This is a genomic window from uncultured Victivallis sp. (genome assembly GCF_944391105.1).
In the GTDB taxonomy this organism is placed as follows: domain Bacteria; phylum Verrucomicrobiota; class Lentisphaeria; order Victivallales; family Victivallaceae; genus Victivallis.
Window position 1 is genome coordinate 1 of sequence record NZ_CALXSK010000014.1, and the last position, 17,405, is coordinate 17,405.

The window sequence follows — 17,405 nt, forward strand, 5'->3', positions numbered from 1 at the left end:
ACTTCTATTTTCGTTTCAGTTTATAGCATAAAGTCTTCAAATTTATCACCTCTTTTGCTAAAAGTCAAATCAATTTTCACACAACTAATAAGGAGATATTTAATATCTTAGATATTTTGAGGAAATTTATCATAATAGTAGGGAGAAGGAGAAGACGGTTTTACTTACTGATAACACGAAGAATCCCAAAGTCGGCCAAAATTCCTTGGGTTCCCGTCAGATATGTGACAAGGAAACGTGTATTTTTATTTACAATGTTTTTTTTTATATTTGCCGAATTTACTAAAGCGAGTTCCCATTTGGGCATCCAAAGTCGGTTAGCAGAACGGATACGTGGCAAGCTGAAAGAACCATAAAGTGTATGAAACTCTACATGATTAGCATAACAGGTTGCAGTAATCTGAGCATCGTTCAATAAACTTTCATATATGGACTGTGGCAAATTCTTTGCCGCTAAGTCGTCAAATAATCTCCCCAAGATATTATTTTCCAGATCCTGTAAAACTTCATCATTCATGTTGCTATTCTTTAATAAGGTTATTTTTTTCAGTAATTCATTTCGCCTTGCTTTATTGCGAGTCAATAATTTGCGGAGCTGCTCCGCAGTTGCAAGGCCATCCAGAAACATTTCGTGCAGCTGTTCTTCTTTGGCGGAAAGGTTTTTCAGCTCAACATCATATTTTGTTAATTCGTTTTTATCATTCAAGATTTCTACAGCTTTTTTGTGACGCTCAATCAAGGCAATAGACAGCAACGGATATACCGCGTCATAAAGTGCCGGTTCTCCACGAACTCCAGTTTCAAAGCGGATTCGACTGTTGCGGCAATTTGCATGGTTGCGATCAAGCGTCCTCTTGTTACAAGCATAGTAGATTTTTCCATGCTCCAGCAAGCAAATCAATTTTCCCCCGCATTCGCCACAATAAAGTTTGCCGGAAAGCGGCAACCAGTGTTTTTTAGCACGAACATGATGAACAGCTCGTTTATGTGAGATAATTTTCTGAACTTCCTGCCACTGTTCGAATGAAATAAACTCCTGGCCTGTGATTTGAACATTTTTAATCAATTCACCTTGACTGTTGTACTGATAACCGCAATAAATCGGCTGCTTGGCAATAGCATAGATAGAACTTTGGTAGAAGAAAATTTTTTTGCCCCAGCGTTCATTGCAATCACGGATAATGGCCCGATAAGAGCGGTAGGCACAAATGTTATCATAGATAAATTTGATGATTTCAATCCATTCTGGAATCACCTCAAGTTTCCCGTTCCCCAGATAACGAATCCCATGCATTTTAGCGTCTCCACAAAGCATACCGCTATCTCGCTTAATACGAAAAGCGTTGATGCTATTCTGACGTTTTTTTTGCAAATCTTCATAAAGAATCTGATTTTTGATCAATGTGATCAGTTGTTGATCAAACTTGCTCAAATCAATGGTTCCGCCTTGAACCTGTAAGACTTTAACCTCATTTTCCTTGAGAAGCTGATTGATATATCCCTCCAAAAAACTTCCATTGATTGGGCGATACAGTCGGGTCAATTCATTAACCAGAATAAAATCAACTTCTGAAAGTTTCTGCAAAGCATGACAAAGTCCTATCCGAAAATCTTTTTTGGTACTTTGGCTGCAAGACCACTTTACATAAGCAGAATCCAATCGGGCAATTTCTTCTGCTCCTACCGGATAAATTTCTCCACTGGTATTCAGATCTTTGTAGACTCCGATAACTTCAAGCTTCTCTTGGGCTGCCAACTTCTTGCAATTGGCGATCTGAGCTTCGACAGATTCAGAGAAATCATCTTTCCCGCTGCTTTGCCGTGCGTAAATCAGAGCTTTCATTACTTTTCTCCTCTTTTATTGATTGAATAATATATTCCCATAATGTATATTTAACAAGTGATATTCGTGGTGATTGCGATCATCGCGATTCTGGCGTCGATGCTGCTGCCGGCGCTGAATCAGGCGAGAACCCGGGCGAAGGAGACCACCTGCATGAACAATCTGAAACAGCTCGGAACGATTTTCATCTTTTACGCCGGGGATTACAACGACTGGCTGCTGCCTGCCTCGATCATCACGGACGGTAATCGTCGCTGGGCGCGGTATCTGCAGGAACTCAACTACCGCCGGCTTCCGGCGAATGGGAAGGCGGACATCATTCTCTGCCCGGGCTGGACGCCGTTCAATTACAACGGCAACCCGGACAACACCTACGGGGTTCCGTGCGGTTTTCCGGAGCTTGGAGACGGCAAACTGATGGGTAACGACGGAGCCTACAGCCGCAAACTGACGAGATTGACCCAGTGGGATATTCTCGCCGGGGATTCCACCCGCTGCGGAAACGGAACGACCACCGAGCTGCAGAGCGCCTGGCTCAATCATCACACTGGCGGTCAGCAGGGCGGGAACGCCGATCGGGCGCTCCATTTCCGGCACAGCGGATTCACCCGGGCCAACGTGACGAAACGGGACGGGAGCGTAGCGGCGGTTGCACGCGATTTCGTAAATGACGGCCGACGTTATTTCTGGTCGGTCGCCCAGTAGCAAGGCAAATTCAATCAGGAGGAGTCATGATTCGAAGTAAGGGAATCGGGTTGTTGTTGTCTGCCGTGTGCGGGCTGGCCGCTTCGGCGGCGGATAACATAGTTTTGAATCCGGCCGAGGGGCGGTTTCGGGCGAATGGCGGAGCGGATGTCGTCATGGAGGCGCAGCTGATCGAGGGGCGCTCCGGATTGAGGATCTCCAATCGGACTGCGCGCAAACCAAATACTTACGGGGTGATCACCTGGAGTTGTCCGCTCAAGGCGGATGTCCGCTACCGGCTGACCCTGCGTGCCAGGGGGAAGAAGGCGGGCGGGATCGTTTTCGCCTTCGGGCCGAAATGGCGTCCGCGATTCCAGCTGCTCGGAATGGAAGAGGGCTGGAAGGAGTTCTCCTTCGAATTCACTCCCCCCGCGGGAGAGTTCGGGCGCGATGGAAAATATCCGGTTTCCCTGCTTTCGGAAAACATTGCCAATGAGGCGATTCTGACGGATATGTCTCTTGCCCCGGTTCCGGTCGAACGGGGGATCGTTCCCGACGGTTCGTTCGAGGCGGCTCCGACCGATGCTCCGCCTCCGGGATGGCAGTTCTACGTCCGGGGGAACGCCGCGGTGAAGATGGCCGTGTCGGAACGGGAGGCCGTGGACGGATCGAAGTCGCTGCTCATCACGAACAGTTCTCCGCGTCAGCCGAATGTCTATGGGTTGCTGTCCCGCAAGATCCGGGTTACGCCCGGGGTGAAGTATCGTTTGACGCTTCAGGCACGCGGCGAGAACGCCAACGGCATCGCGTTTATGATCGGCAAACGGTGGCGGCCGCGACTGCCGCTCGGTGCGTTGCCGAACAGCTGGAAGAAGTTCTCGTTTGAATTCACGCCGCAGCCGGAGGATTTCGAAGGGGATGGAACCTTGATACTGCACATCCTCTCCGAGTCGGTGGCCGATGTGGCTTACCTCGATGACATCCGGATCGTTCCGGCGGGAGGAGAAACCGTCGCGCCGGAAGATTTTCAGGCGGGAAAGGTGTATCCGTTGCCGCCGGAAGGCATGGGCACTGCGCTCGATCTGCCCGCCGACCGGGGGCATTATCAGGGGGAGTTTCCCGAAAAAGAGACGTTTCATGCGCGTCTTTGGTTCGGGCGTGCTTCCGGCGGTCTGGCGTTCCGGGCGGAGGTGACCGACCGAGACATCCGCACCCCGGACAACGAGAAGTTCTGGAACGGTGACAGTCTGCAGCTTCGCTTTTCGCCGGGGCTGTTTCGCGATCGGATCGAGGATGACATGGAGTTCGTGTTCCGTGCGCCCGGCGAGGACGGCACAGTGGCGGTCTGCGACGCCGCCGGGAATGCGGTATCCGGCCGCGGCGGGATGACGGTCTCGGGCGCGCGCACTGCGGACGGTTACCGCATTTCCGGGGTGCTTTCGCCGTCGCTGCTGAAAGGGATCGATCTTGACGGCGGTTTTACCGTCAACGCCGTGGTCAACAACGTCACCGGCGACGGTAATCGCCGCGAAGTCGCATTCCTCGGCAACGGAATTCACCGCCAGAAGGGGGCGCAGGAGAATCTGCGGGTATTGCCGCTGAACGGGAAGGCGCAACTGTTCGCGGTTTCGGATCGCCGGTCGGTGATCCGCAGAGTGGAAGGGATCGTGTATGCGGCCGGATTCGCGGAACCTGCGCCGTGGCGGCTGGCGGTCTCGCTGACCGATTCCTCCGGGAATGTTCATCCGCTTGAGCTTGAGATGGTTCCGGCTGTGGAACCGGGAGCGCTTCTGGCTGTCGGTTACGATTTCGATCTCGCAAAAATTCCGGAGGGGGAATTTATCCTGAAATTCGAAGCCCCGGAGCGTGCGGCCGCCGAACTCCGGCTGGAGAAGGCCGATCTGCGCAGGCGGCAGCTCGACGCGCTGCGGGCGCTGGAAGAGCGGTTTGTTCCGCTGGAAGAGCGGATTGGAACCGTTGCCGCCCCCTCCCGCTATCTGACCGTTCCGCGACTGCTCATCCGGAACAAGCTTGAGGAACACCGACGCAACCTCGAAACTGCGGAAAACCCGGAGGATCTCGCCTACTACACCCGCATTGGCGAGTGGGTCGTGCCTGAGCTTCAGGCGGCACTGGAGTTGCTGGAGACGAACTTCGCAAATCGTGAACGGTTGCCTGCAACCTGGCTTTACCGGCGGAACCGGGAGGAGGGGGCCATATTCGATGTTGCGGACGTTCCGGTTGCGGACGAGAAGGGAGAGATTTCCGTAAGACCATATTTCTTCGTCGGATACGGGCATTTCGAGCCGGTGGTCGAAGATATGCCGCTGCTGGCCGGGCTGGGGAACAGCATGATTCAGCAGGAGATCGGGCCGCGTTCGTTTTTTCCGGAGTCGTTCGATGAAGTGTCGCTCGACGACTTCCGGGAACGCATCGAACCCGGGTTGAAACGGGCGCTGGAAAACAATGTGCGCGTCTGTCTGCTGCTGAGTCCGCACTACCATCCCGCCTGGTGGCTGGAGGCGAATCCGGAACTGAAAAGCGATTCCGGCTTCTTCAAGTACGAGATCAATCATCCGGAATCGAGAAAGATGATCCGGCGCTATCTGGACATCATTATTCCGCTGCTGAAACAAAGTCCGTATCGTGCGGCGCTGCACAGCCTGTGTCTTTCGAACGAACCGGTTTACACGGGGACGAGACTGGACAAGCCGTTTACGCGCAAACTCTTTTTTGCCCATATCGAGAAGGAGTACGGTTCGCTCGAACAGTTCAACCGGACGGCCGGCACAAACTTTCCGAGTTTTGAGGCGCTCGCGGATGCCGGTCTCGGGAATCCTGCCGTCAACTACGAATTCCACCGCTGGAAACGCGCCGCGCTTGCGGAGTGGCACGCCTGGATGGCCGAAGTGGTTCGCTCGCATTGGCCCGAAGCGAAACTTTCAGCCAAGATCATGGTGTTCAAAACGTTGGAGCCAGCCTACAACAACGAGGCGGTCGATCCGGAGCTCTTCGCCGCATTCAGCGATTACAACGGCAACGACAACTACATGTACCACCGGACCGGTCGCTGGATTTCCGACTGGTACACGATGGCGATGTATCACGATCTGCAGCGTTCCATCCGGAACATGCCGGTGCTCAACAGCGAGAATCACGTCATCAAGGACGGAGACTGGCAGAACATCCCGTACGAGCACATCTACGCTGCAACCTTCGAGCAGTTTCTGCAGGGCGTGACGGGCGCGGTGACCTGGGTGTGGCGGGCGGTGCCGCCCGAAGCCGCGCGAAAGCGTCCCGACCTGCCGGGGAACGTCTACCAGCGTCCGGCATCGATTCTCGCACAGTCGATGGCGGTTCTGGACGGGAATCGGCTCGCGCCGGAGATCTCGGCCTTCGCCACGGCGCTGCCCCGGATCGGAATCCTTTACGCGCCGACGAGCTATATCCAGAATCCTTCCGGTTATGTGGCCGGACTCAAACAGCTTTATCCGGCGCTGGCCATGACCGGCCACAAGATCGGATTCCGTACGGAGAATCAACTGATGAACGGTGATTTCGGTTCGATAAAACTGCTCTTTCTGCCGGAGTGCACCCATTTGCCGGGGAGGGTGATCGAACAGCTCGACGCGTTCCGGAAACAGGGAGGGAAAGTCGTAACGGTCGGTCGTGAGCCCACCTTGACGCCTCACGGGAAAACTTCGGATCAGCCGCTTCGGACCGATGAGAAGTTACCGGGAGATCTTTCTCTGCCGGAACTTGCGCGAAGGGCGGGCGCACTTGCGGATCTGGTGGAGACTCTGCCGCTGCGGATGGAGGTTTCTCCCGGAGAAAACACCGGCGTCATCTGCCGGATCGTTCCGGACGGCAACTCCTTCCTCGTCAATATCGCGAATTACGAAACCGCGGCCAGGCGCATAGAACTTACCGGAGCAAAAGGCACGCTGACGGATCTGATCGCTGCCCGTCCTGCGGATTTTTCATTTGAACTCAAGCCGCTGGAAGTGCGTTTCCTGCGCTTTCAGCCGGAGTAAGAAGCACAAGACTCTTCCCGTGAAAAAGCAGGCGGGAAGAGTCCTTTTCGTTTTGCGGTCCTCTCCGCCCCTGTTTCCGGCGGGGGCGGACGGGGGACACGGATTACTTGAACGCACCGGTTTTCACGTCGTCGGCATAGCGGGTGACGGCTTCCCGGAAGATGCGGCCGAGTTCTGCGTAGCGGCGGGCATGTTTCGGGGTGAACTCCTCGAAGAGCCCGAGCAGGTCGTTCAGAACCTGCACCTGGCCGTCGCAGTCGGGGCCGGACCCGATGCCGATGGTGGGAATTCCGATGTTTTCGGTGATCATTCTGCCGACGTCGGCCGGCATGCACTCCAGAACGGTTGCGAATGCTCCGGCCTCTTCGACTTTGCGGGCGTCGTCGAGCAGCCTGGCGGCGTCTTCTGGGGTCTTGCCGGTCTGACGGTATCCGCCCGCGGTCATGATGTGCTGCGGAAGGAGACCGAGGTGGGCGAGCACGGGGATTCCGCTGCGGACGAGTTTCGCGATGAGCGGGGCGACTTCGGCGCCGCCTTCGAGTTTGACCGCGTCGGCTCCCGCCTCCTTCATGGCACGACCGGCATTGCGCAGCGCTTCGGCGTCATCGGCCTGGTAACTCATGAACGGCATATCGAAGACGACGAACGCGTCGGGAGCTCCGCGCCGGACGGCTCTGGTGTGATGAAGCGCCTCCTCCATCGTGAGCGGGAGCGTGTTCTTGTAGCCGAGCACGGTCATGGCGAGGGAGTCGCCGACGAGCAGCGAATCAACCCCGGCCGCGTGGCAGATCGAGGCGGTCGGCGCGTCATAGACGGTCAACATGGAAATTTTTTCTCCGGCGGCCTTGCGTTTCCGGAAGGTGGCGACGGTGACTTTCGGATTTGTACTCATGGATGAACCTCCTTCAGGAATCCGGTTGCAGGATTCCATGTTTTCTTCTCGTTATTAATATGCGTCTCCCCGGGGATTTTTGCAAATTTATTTTGAACTTTGTGCAATTGCGTGTTATGTTGAATGAAGACTCCGCTGAACCGGAAAGGAGGATTGCACGATGAAGAAGGAAAGAAAAAAACGGTTGCGTCGCATCGCGGAACGGCTGAAGCTCCGTCGCGCACGGCGGCAGGAGACGGTGATCGGGAAAATCACGATTACGCACTCCGGATATGGATTTGTTTCTCTCCCGGAAGACGAGCACGGCGAAAAACCGGATGATGTGTTCATCCCGGCACAGTTCGTCGGGGACGCGATGGACGGGGATGAGGTGAAGGTGGCGATTCTGCCGCCGCGTCCAGAGCGCCCGGGCGAAGGGGAGAAGGGCCCGGCGGGAAAAGTGATCGAAGTGTTGAACCGCGAACGGGAAGAGCTCGTAGGAGAACTGCTCGCGGGTCATCGCGTCCGCCCGCTCAACAAACGCATGCCCGAAGAGATCGAGATCTCCGGAGCGCGCAACGGCGCGAAGCGGGGCGACTGGGTACGGGTGAAACTGCTCGGACACGAGGACGGCGTCTGGCGCGGAACGATCCGCAAGGTGCTCGGGCGCGCAGGCGTCATCGCCGCCGATCTCGATGCGGTGATGGCGGAATACGGTCTGGCATCTCCCTACTCCGACTCCGACAACCTCGAGGCGGAAAAGATCGAACCGCGCGAAATCGAGCGAGAAGACCACACGAAGGCTCTGACGCTCACGATCGACCCGTTCGACGCGAAGGATTTCGACGACGCGCTCTCGATTGCTCCGGGGAAGGACGACTCCGAGGTGGTGATCGGCGTGCACATCTCCGACGTGGCCGCCTACATCACACCGAAGTCGAAATTCGACAAACAGGCGGAAAAACGTTCGTTCAGCTGTTATCTGCCGGGGCGGACGCTGCCGATGCTGCCGAAGGCGCTGACCGCGAAGATCAGTCTGCGCGCCGGTGCGGATTCACGTGCGCACACGGTGTTTCTGACGGTGGAGAAGGCGACGGGGAGGGTGGTGTCGTTCCGTCGTTGCCACACGCTTGTCCGGGTCGATCACCGGTTGAATTACGAGGAGGTGCAGGAGTTTCTCGACAAGGGAAAGGCGCCGGACGACTGGTCGGCGGAGCTTCGGGATTCTCTGAAACTGCTGCTTGAGATGACCCGGAAGATGCGGCAGTATCGCCGGGAGACCGAGCAGTTTATCGAGATGGATTTGCCTGAGATCCGGGTGTTGTGCAGTGAGAGCGACAACAAAATTCTCGGACTGGTTTCCAAGACGCCGCGCGAATCGGAGCAGCTCGTCGAGGAGTGCATGCTCGCCGCGAATTCGGCGGTCGGAATCGAGCTCGGACAGAAGAGTGTGGCAGGCCTTTACCGGGTTCATCCCGCACCGGATCCGGAGAAAATCGAGGAGTTTACGGCGATCATGCAGGAGTCGTTCGGCCTGACGCCGGGGGATCTGACCGAGCGGAAGGCGTGCAACGCGTTTCTTGCGAGCCTTCCGGATGATCCGCGCCGTCCGGTGATTCTGAGTTTGCTGCTGCGTTCGATGCCGCGCGCATATTACCTGGAGAAACCGGCTCTGCACTTCGGACTCGGCAAGGGGAGGTATGTCCACTTTACAAGTCCGATCCGGCGTTATCCGGATCTTATCGTCCATCAGCAGCTCTGGAATCTCGACACGAAGTCGCGCACGCGGACCGTCGCGACCATGGCCCGTGTCGCCGCCGACTGCTCGATGAAGGAGGAGAACAACGATGCCGCCTACTTCGCCGCGAACGACCGGCTTAAACTGCGTTACCTGGAGGAAAAGCTCGAAGCCGGCGGCGAAAACTTCTACGAAGGAGTTATCGTCAAGGTTGTTTCCGGCGGGCTTCAGGTCGATATCCGGGAGCTCGGGATGTACGGATTCGTCGAGCGCGAACGGCTGCCGGGCGAGTACCGGCGCAGCGATTTCGGATTCCGCGAGGAACGCGGGCACAAGAGCTACAAGCCGGGAGATTTCATCTATCTGCGGCTTTCGCATATCGATTTCGCTCGCGGAAGCGCACTGTTCGTTCCGGCTGGAATAACGAGGTAACGATCGATGAGTCAGGGATATTCGATGAAACATATTGGAATCACGATCGTTGTGTCGCTGATCGTCGTGGTTCTGATTTCTCCACTGCTTCGACCGAAAGGGGAATCACTGGCGGGTTCGGCGGCGGAGGCGACGTCGGAAGTGCGTGCAGCAGTTGAAGCCTACCGCGACACGATGACGGGTGTGCTGCACGACTCCGAGGTGAAATTCAAAGCGGGAACCGGTTCGATGGCGGAACTTCTCCTGGCGCAGCTGGCGTGCGATCTTGCACGGCTTGAGTTTTTTGCGCTTGATGCGCCGGGAGGAAACGGAGCGGCGCGCGCAGTTGTGAAGATCTATTATCTCGGCAAACTCAGGACGCTCGCGCAGACGCCGGGAGCCCTGGATGATACGACTCGTATCCGGATCACGCAGGAAGAGTGCCTTGCGCGGATCGAGCTTGCCGGGAAGGAGACGGAACTTTCCGGGAATGAGGCGTTTGCCGAAGCCCGGGCGGAATGGGAGAGAAATCCCGCTCCGGAAAATTTAAAGCGGATGTTTGAAGCGGAATTGAAATGATGCAGGATTTTCACCGGCTCGATGGTTGTCACGATCTCACGCTGCCGGAGTGGGGGCCATACTCGAAAAAGTTTTTCGGGATTTCACACATCGCGGACCGGGAGAGGGGAATGCGGTTCGACTTTACGGTCGTACCGGCGCTCTATCGGCGGCAGCTCGGAATTCCCGATGCTCTGCGCCCGTCCGGCTATCTGCCGTGGAGTGTGGCGGCGGATCTGGAGAACTACAGCTATCGGCAGCAGCTTGAACCGATGGATCGGATCTACGCCGACATCCGTTTTGCAAAACTGCATGACAACATGCGTCTGGCGGAGTGCCGCTGCGTGAATCACACGGAAGAGCCGGTCGCGTTCGGCGTTCATTTTCTCTCGAACCTGACGGCTCCGCCGGAAAAGCGGGTGGAGCCGGTTCTTCCGGAGGGATGCATCTGGCTTGATGCACTCGATCACGCAGGGCTTGAATGGGCGACTCCGCGCCCGCAGGACAACCTCGTCTATGACGCTCTGCGACGCGGAGAGGAGCGGTGTTCCGGAACGGTCCGGGGAGGATGTGTCGGACAGGGATGGGGCGTGGAAGCCGGTGACCGGCTGCGCTTCCGAATGCCCGTGCCGATGAAAAAACCGGTGACGGCGGCAATCCGGTGCCGGGTCGCGGAAGGAGAGTTCGTTGAACTTCTCGTGAACGGCGTCACCGTCGGGATTCCCGGTACCGGGGAGTGGCATCTGGTGGAGGTGGAACTTCCCGCGGTCGGCGAAGAGGGGCTTTTGCTGGTCTCGCAGGGCGGAGCCGAGTGCCGGATCGACGGCATCGCGATCGGACCGGGCGCGGAATCGACCCGTTTCCGGGACGCGGCGGAGAGCATCACGCCGCACGTCGAACCCGGCCCGGTCCGGAACAGCCGGATCCTCGCATTCGATGCCGTCGACACGGTTTACGGGGTGTACTGGGATTTCGATTCGAATTTTGTGCGCCGCTACCGCGCCCCTTCGATGATGGATATTCTGCTGTACAGCGATGAGGTGCACCAGCCGTTTTTCGGAGAGTGCCGTGATTGCGGCGGCGCGGAGGAGTGGGTGGATGCGGTCATGCAGCCGCTCACGGCGCAGCCGGGCGGGGAGACGGCGGTCTGTGCGGTGGTCTGTTCCGGCACGCGCGCGGAAGTCGCCGCTCTGCTGACGGAGGCGGAAGAAAAACGCAATGAGTTCGGGCGGATCGCGGAGGCGTCGGCCGGGACATACTGGCATCCCGGAGCCACGGCGGAAGGGAAGGCGTTCACCTTCAGCCGGGAGCGTCTCGCCGCTGTGACATTGACGAATGTGGTCTTCCCCACCTGGTTCAAAGGGAGAAATGTGCGCCACCATACGCCGGGACGGCGGTGGAACAGCCTCTACACGTGGGACTCCGGGTTCATCGGGCTTGGCCTGCTCGAACTCGGAGAAAAACCCGCGGTTGAGAATCTGAACGCCTATCTGACCGAACCCGGGGACGAAGAGTGCGCCTTCATTCATCACGGCTCCCCGGTTCCGGTGCAGTTTTACTTGTTTTCGGAGATCATGAATCGCGGCGGCAGCCGGGAGCTGGCGGCCTATTTCTATCCGAAGCTGCGACACTACTACCGTTTCATGGCGGGACGGGCGGCTTCTTCGACCATGCGCGGAAAGGGGCGCGGCACACTCATACGCAGCTGGGACTACTTCTACAACTCGGGCGGATGGGATGACTATCCGCCGCAGTGGTTCGTCGCCACGACCGGGGCCCGTGACGCCGCTCCGGCGGTGGGCAGTTCGCACGTGATCCGCTGCGCAAAGATTTTGCACGACACGGCAAGGGCGCTCGGTGCGGAAGCGGATCTTTCGATGTACGAGGAAGATATTGCGGAACTTTCCGGCTTGTTGCATCGCGATTCCTGGGATGAAGAGTCCGGGAGCTTCAGCTATGTCCGTTATGATCAAGAGGAGCGTCCATGCGGCATCCTGCGCCACGAGAGCGGCTGCAACTACGATCTCGGGATGGACGGCGCCGCTCCGCTGCTGGCAGGAATCTGCACGCCGGAACAGAAGGCGAAACTCTGGGCACGGCTTGAGAGCCCCGATCACTGCCGGACTCCGTTCGGCCTCTCGACCGTCGACCGGGCCGCCCCCTACTTCCGGATGGACGGCTACTGGAACGGTTCGATCTGGATGCCGTATCAGTGGCTGTTCTGGAAGGCGGCGCTGGACGACAACCGGGCCGATTTTGCATGGTGGATCGCCCACACGGCTCTTTCGGTTTATGAGCGTGAGGTCGTCGCGTCCCGCGGCTGCTACGAGCAGTTTACGATCGCGGCGGGGCGCGGTGGCGGCTGGCACCATTTTTCGGCGTTGTCGTGCCCGGTGCTCGGCTGGTTCGGCGCTTATTTCGTGCCGGGACGGTTGACCGGCGGATTCGACACTGTGATCCGGGATCTTTCGACGGATGAGCGGAGCTGGCGCTGCCGCATCGCCGTCGGCGGAGAATCCGGGACGGGGGAATCCACGCTGATCGCCGTTACGGGAGAGGGAAAGTGGCGCGCCTGTTTCTGCGGTGCGGAGTCTTCGGTCCGGCAACGTGTGCCGGGCACGGTGGAAATCAGCCTGCCGCGCGGAAGCGCCGGGGAGCTTCGGCTCGAACGGGCGTGAAATCCGGTGCGCGCTGCTTGCGTTATTCCGTCCGGAGGTGTATATTGAACAGATGGCGGACGGAGGCGGAAACATGGACGAAAAACGCGTGAAAGAGTGGGCGGTCGCGTGGATCACCGAACGGATTGATGCACGTCGCTGGTGCTACCATCATCTTGAACATACGCGGATGTTCGTGGAGGATGTGACCGAATTCGGCCGCGCATCCGGAGTCTCGGCAGAAGAGCTTGAACTGCTGCGTGTCGCCGGATGGTTGCACGATGTCGGTTACGCGGTCGACGCCGCCGACCACGAGGAGGTCGCAGCCGGGATGGCGCTCGATATCGTGAGAGAGAGCGGCGGTGAGCCGGGGGAGGCCGGGCTGGTCGCCTCCCTGATTCGAGCGACGAAACTCTCCTGCTCCCCCCGGAATCTGCTTGAGGAACTCATGCGCGACGCGGATCTGGGAAGATTGGGAACGGAGGATTTTCCGGAACGTGCCTTGCTGTTCCGGCGGGAACTTGAGCAGGGCGGACGCCATTTCTCGGATCTCGAATTCTGGCGGTTGGAAGCGGAGTTTCTGAGCAGGGTGAACTACTTCACCGAGGCTGCGCGAAAATTGCGCGGACCCGGACTCGAACGCAACCGCGCCCGGGTAGGGAAAAAGGTGCGGATTCTGACTGAAATGTCTGATCAATAAGGAGTTGTGATGGGAAGAGAAGCGTTGGGAGTGCTCGAAGGACGCGAGCGGTATGAACTCGTCCGGCTGATCGCCGAAGGCGGCATGGGAACCGTGTACAAGGCGCGCAAGATCGGAGTTGCCGGCTTCGAGAAAACCGTCGCGATCAAGATGCTTCGCAAGCAGCTCTCCGACAACGAATCCTACGTGGAGAGCTTTATCAGCGAGGCGAAACTCGTCGCAAACCTGATTCACGAGAACATCGTACAGATCTATCAGCTCGAACGGTATGCGGGGGCTTACTATTTTGTGATCGAATACGTCGACGGGATGGCGCTCTTCGACCTTGTGGATTTTCATGTGAAACTGCGCAGGCAAATGCCGCTGGAGCTGGCGGTGTTCATCGCCGCCCGGGTTGCCCGCGGCCTCGCGTATGCGCACAGCCGCAGGGGGGCTGACGGCAGGCCGCTTGGGATCGTCCACTGCGACGTCTGCCCGCACAACATTCTCATCAATACCGAAGGCGTCCCCAAAATCACGGATTTCGGCATTGCGCGCGTCGCGTCGCAGAAGGCGGCTGAAGGGCGTGTCTCCGGCAAGCTCGCATTCATGGCGCCGGAACAGGCACGGCTCGAACCGGTCGATTTCCGCGCGGACATCTATGCGCTCGGAATTGTGCTCTTCTACATGATTTCCGGACGGATGGCGCGCAATGTCGGGCTGCAGCCGACCGAACAGCTCGCCCAGGCGCGCGAAAACCGGATCGACTGGTCGCTGCTGCCGGAAAATCTGCCGGAGGAGATCATTGCGATGCTGCATAAGATGCTCGCCGGCGATCCGTCGGATCGGTATGACGACACATCCGTGCTCGCCCGCGATCTCGAGTATTACATTTACAAGGACGGTTACGGACCGACCATCGTCACGCTGGCCGACTACATGAAAACGCTCATGCCGGGCCGCTTCGGACTCGAACCCGACGCGGAGACGGACGCGATCGGCGACGACGATCGGACAATCGTTTTGAACCAGAAAACCATAAAAAAGGAAATGAAATCATGACTTTCATGGAAAAACTCAAACACGCTTCGCAGGTCAACCGCAGTCTGATCTGCGTGGGCCTTGATCCGGAACGCTCGAAACTGCCGGAGTGTGTTCGCGAAAAGGAGCATGCGCTCTTTGAATTCAATCGTGCGATCATCGATGCGACGGTCGACTGGGTCTGTGCCTACAAGCCGCAGGCAGCCTATTATGCCGGGCAGAACGCGGATGAGGATCTGAAACTGACGATCGACTACATTCATGAACGCGCGCCGCAGATCCCGGTGATTCTCGACGTGAAGCGCAGCGACATCGGCTCGACCGCAACGATGTATGCGAAAGAGGCGTTCGAACGTTACAAGGCCGACGCGGTGACGGTCAATCCGTACATGGGATTCGACACGCTCAAGCCGTTTCTGGATTATGCGGACAAGGGTGTCATCATCCTCTGCCGCACTTCGAATCCGAATTCTGGTGATCTGCAGAACCTCCTCTGTGACGGGAAGATGGTTTATGAGCACGTTGCGCTGCTCGCCCGCGACAAATGGAACTACAACAACAACGCCGCACTCGTGATCGGTGCGACCTATCCGGAGGAGCTCCGGCATGTGCGCGAGCTTTGCCCGCAGATGGTGTTCCTCGTGCCCGGCGTCGGCGCCCAGGGAGGAGACGTTGAGAAAGTCGTGAGATTCGGCTGTGATGCGACCGGGCACGGGATCATCATCAACTCTTCGCGCGGCATCATCTACGCCGATAAAACCGAAAACTTTGCAGCGGGAGCCGGGAACGCGGCGCGCGAACTGCGCGATCTGGCGAACTCCTTCTGCTGATGCGGAAAGATGTTATGGCTCGAAATCTGAGCGTGGAAAAAAAGGATGGCCCGGCATCGCTGCCGACCATCGCAATCGTCGGACGCCCGAACGTCGGGAAATCGTCGCTGTTCAACGCAATCGTCGGACGGCGGGTATCGATCGTGCATGAGATGCCCGGCGTGACCCGCGACCGGGTCGTGGCGCCGCTGGCGCGCGGCCGTCGCCGCTTTCAATTGATCGACACGGGCGGACTCGGGATGCTCTCCGGCGAGAGCCGCCGGGTTGACGTCTGGGACGGCCGCATTGCGCAGCAGGTCGACGTTGCGATCGAGGACGCGGATGTGCTGATCCTTGTGGCAAACGTGCAGGACGGAATCGTGAATCTCGACGAAGAGGTTGCGCGGCGCGTGCGAGCCTCCGGCAAGCCGGTGCTTTTCGCCGCGAACAAGTGCGACAATCCGTCGCTGGTGGAGCAGTCGGTGGAATTCATGAAACTTGGATTCCCGGAAGTGTTTCCCGTTTCGTGTCTGCACCGCAGCGGTGTGGAGGCGCTTGTCGAGGCTGCAATCAGCCGTCTGCCGGACCGGGAGTGTGACGAGCAGGAGGAGGAAGACAACGGAAGTTCCGCACGTAAATTGAACATTGCGGTGGTGGGGCGTCCAAACGTCGGAAAGTCGTCGCTCGTGAACGCACTGCTCGGAGAGGAGCGCGTGATGGTCAGCGATGTTGCCGGCACAACCCGCGATGCGATTGATGTGGATTTCATGCTGCGGTTCCGCGGGGCGGAACACCCTGCGACGCTGGTTGACACCGCCGGTTTGCGGAAGCAGGCGAAGGTCGATACGGTGGTCGAATACTTCAGCGTGATGCGGGCGAAAAGCGCAATCGACCGCGCGGATCTCGTACTTTTTGTCCTTGAGGCGGGCCCGGACGGTGTCACCGCTCAGGATCGTCGCATCGCCGGATTGATTCAGCAGTCCGGGCGCGGTTGTGTTCTTGTGGCGAACAAGTACGACATCTGCCGAGAAGAGTGCCGGATGAAACGGCTCGAAACCGAGCTGCGCCGGTCGATGCCGGGGATGAATTACGCGCCGCTGGTGTTTGTGAGCGCGAAGGAACACTGGAATCTCGATGCGCTGCTCGACTGCATCGCTGAAGTCATGGAACAGCTTGAGCTGAAGATTCCGACGGGTGTGTTGAACCGCGTCATCATGGATGCGTTTGAAAGCCACACGCCGCCGGTGACCGGTGCGGCTCCGTTGAAGATTTTCTATGCTTCGATGGTGGGGATGGCGCCGCCGCGGATTCTGCTGTTTGTGAACAATCCGAAGTATTGTGCGGAGAACTATCTTGCATTTTTGAAGAATACCGTGCGCGAAGCGTTCGATCTTTCCGGTGTTCCGATAGAGATTGAACTGCGCGAGCGGCCGAAGAAAGTGACGAGCATCCGCAGCGAACCCGGCGGCCCGAGACGGCGCGGCAACCGGAAGCCGCAGGAGACGTCCGGGCAGGAGGAGTCGTCCGCCGCGGAAACGAAGAGAAAATCATGTGCGCCTCGTCGTGGCGCCCCGAAAAGGAGAAAATGAGGATGAGCAGCAGTAAAGATTTGGAAATCAAGCGCTTCATGGCCCAGAAAATCGAAGAGGGTGAAACGCTCTCGAATGTGCAGAAGCTGGTGAACGAGAAATTCGGCACGAAATACACGTTTATGGAGATCCGGATTCTCGCTTCCGAACTTGAGGGCGTCGACTGGGGTGCGCACGACCCGAAGCCGGCCGCGCCGCCCGCCGACAAGTCGGAGGAAGGCGACGCCGCGGCCGCTCCGGAGCAGCCTGCTGCGGCTGCGGGACAGACCGTGGTGGAGATCAGCAAACTCGTTCGTCCGGGGACGGCGCTTTCCGGCACGGTGACATTCCGTTCCGGTTCCACGGCGGAGTGGTATGTCGACTCCTACGGACGCCTCGGCATCGAAAACCTGCGCGGAGAACAGCCGACCGAAGAGGATGTCCGCGATTTCCAGGTCGAACTGCAAAAGCAGCTCGGCGGCAGATAAGACGGGATTGCGAGGCGGTGGTTT

General features: G+C 58.1%; 12 protein-coding genes. 10 read left to right on the top strand and 2 right to left on the bottom strand.

Translation table 11 applies throughout. The features are described from left to right. Positions 1-160: 160 nt before the first annotated feature. A complete protein-coding gene (locus tag Q0K10_RS06265) occupies positions 161-1,843 on the bottom strand; it encodes a recombinase family protein (RefSeq protein ID WP_294504683.1) in 1,683 nt (560 codons plus the stop codon). A 66-nt stretch (positions 1,844-1,909) separates the two neighbouring features. Between Q0K10_RS06265 and Q0K10_RS06270 the strand changes: the two genes are divergently transcribed. Continuing rightward, a complete protein-coding gene (locus Q0K10_RS06270) occupies positions 1,910-2,548 on the top strand; it encodes a hypothetical protein (protein WP_294504685.1) in 639 nt (212 codons plus the stop codon). Between the two features lie 26 nt (positions 2,549-2,574). Next, a complete protein-coding gene (locus Q0K10_RS06275) occupies positions 2,575-6,561 on the top strand; it encodes a beta-galactosidase (protein WP_294504687.1) in 3,987 nt (1,328 codons plus the stop codon). A gap of 103 nt (positions 6,562-6,664) precedes the next feature. Here Q0K10_RS06275 and panB read toward each other — a convergent pair whose 3' ends face one another. Beyond that, entirely contained in the window at positions 6,665-7,453 is a 789-nt protein-coding gene (gene panB / locus Q0K10_RS06280; protein ID WP_294504689.1) for a 3-methyl-2-oxobutanoate hydroxymethyltransferase, read from the bottom strand. Between the two features lie 160 nt (positions 7,454-7,613). Between panB and Q0K10_RS06285 the strand changes: the two genes are divergently transcribed. From Q0K10_RS06285 to Q0K10_RS06320, 8 genes are all read left to right on the top strand, one after another. Then, positions 7,614-9,602, top strand: coding sequence for a ribonuclease R family protein (locus Q0K10_RS06285; protein ID WP_294504692.1), 1,989 nt, complete (start codon positions 7,614-7,616; stop codon positions 9,600-9,602). 24 nt (positions 9,603-9,626) lie between these two features. Then, the gene (locus Q0K10_RS06290) at positions 9,627-10,160 is read left to right on the top strand and encodes a hypothetical protein (protein ID WP_294504694.1); all 534 of its coding nucleotides are present in this window, start codon (positions 9,627-9,629) and stop codon (positions 10,158-10,160) included. Then, positions 10,157-12,817, top strand: coding sequence for a hypothetical protein (locus tag Q0K10_RS06295; RefSeq protein ID WP_294504696.1), 2,661 nt, complete (start codon positions 10,157-10,159; stop codon positions 12,815-12,817). Before Q0K10_RS06290 ends, Q0K10_RS06295 begins: the two co-directional genes overlap by 4 nt. 73 nt (positions 12,818-12,890) lie before the next feature. Further along, positions 12,891-13,496, top strand: coding sequence for an HD domain-containing protein (locus Q0K10_RS06300; protein WP_294504698.1), 606 nt, complete (start codon positions 12,891-12,893; stop codon positions 13,494-13,496). Between the two features lie 9 nt (positions 13,497-13,505). Continuing rightward, a complete protein-coding gene (locus Q0K10_RS06305) occupies positions 13,506-14,537 on the top strand; it encodes a serine/threonine-protein kinase (RefSeq protein ID WP_294504701.1) in 1,032 nt (343 codons plus the stop codon). Continuing rightward, entirely contained in the window at positions 14,534-15,346 is an 813-nt protein-coding gene (pyrF, locus tag Q0K10_RS06310; RefSeq protein WP_294504703.1) for an orotidine-5'-phosphate decarboxylase, read from the top strand. Before Q0K10_RS06305 ends, pyrF begins: the two co-directional genes overlap by 4 nt. Positions 15,347-15,360: 14 nt before the next feature. Continuing rightward, positions 15,361-16,914, top strand: coding sequence for a ribosome biogenesis GTPase Der (der, locus tag Q0K10_RS06315; RefSeq protein WP_294504705.1), 1,554 nt, complete (start codon positions 15,361-15,363; stop codon positions 16,912-16,914). 2 nt (positions 16,915-16,916) lie between these two features. Next, positions 16,917-17,381, top strand: coding sequence for a hypothetical protein (locus tag Q0K10_RS06320; RefSeq protein WP_294504708.1), 465 nt, complete (start codon positions 16,917-16,919; stop codon positions 17,379-17,381). The last annotated feature ends 24 nt before the right edge of the window (positions 17,382-17,405 follow it).

Bases quoted from the DNA above. Each gene is read 5' to 3' on its own strand.
- Q0K10_RS06265 (WP_294504683.1), bottom strand. From the start codon at position 1,843: ATGAAAGCTCTGATTTACGCACGGCAAAGCAGCGGGAAAGATGATTTC.
- Q0K10_RS06275 (WP_294504687.1), top strand. From the start codon at position 2,575: ATGATTCGAAGTAAGGGAATCGGGTTGTTGTTGTCTGCCGTGTGCGGG.
- panB (WP_294504689.1), bottom strand. From the start codon at position 7,453: ATGAGTACAAATCCGAAAGTCACCGTCGCCACCTTCCGGAAACGCAAG.
- Q0K10_RS06285 (WP_294504692.1), top strand. From the start codon at position 7,614: ATGAAGAAGGAAAGAAAAAAACGGTTGCGTCGCATCGCGGAACGGCTG.
- Q0K10_RS06290 (WP_294504694.1), top strand. From the start codon at position 9,627: ATGAAACATATTGGAATCACGATCGTTGTGTCGCTGATCGTCGTGGTT.
- Q0K10_RS06295 (WP_294504696.1), top strand. From the start codon at position 10,157: ATGATGCAGGATTTTCACCGGCTCGATGGTTGTCACGATCTCACGCTG.
- Q0K10_RS06300 (WP_294504698.1), top strand. From the start codon at position 12,891: ATGGACGAAAAACGCGTGAAAGAGTGGGCGGTCGCGTGGATCACCGAA.
- Q0K10_RS06305 (WP_294504701.1), top strand. From the start codon at position 13,506: ATGGGAAGAGAAGCGTTGGGAGTGCTCGAAGGACGCGAGCGGTATGAA.
- pyrF (WP_294504703.1), top strand. From the start codon at position 14,534: ATGACTTTCATGGAAAAACTCAAACACGCTTCGCAGGTCAACCGCAGT.
- der (WP_294504705.1), top strand. From the start codon at position 15,361: ATGGCTCGAAATCTGAGCGTGGAAAAAAAGGATGGCCCGGCATCGCTG.
- Q0K10_RS06320 (WP_294504708.1), top strand. From the start codon at position 16,917: ATGAGCAGCAGTAAAGATTTGGAAATCAAGCGCTTCATGGCCCAGAAA.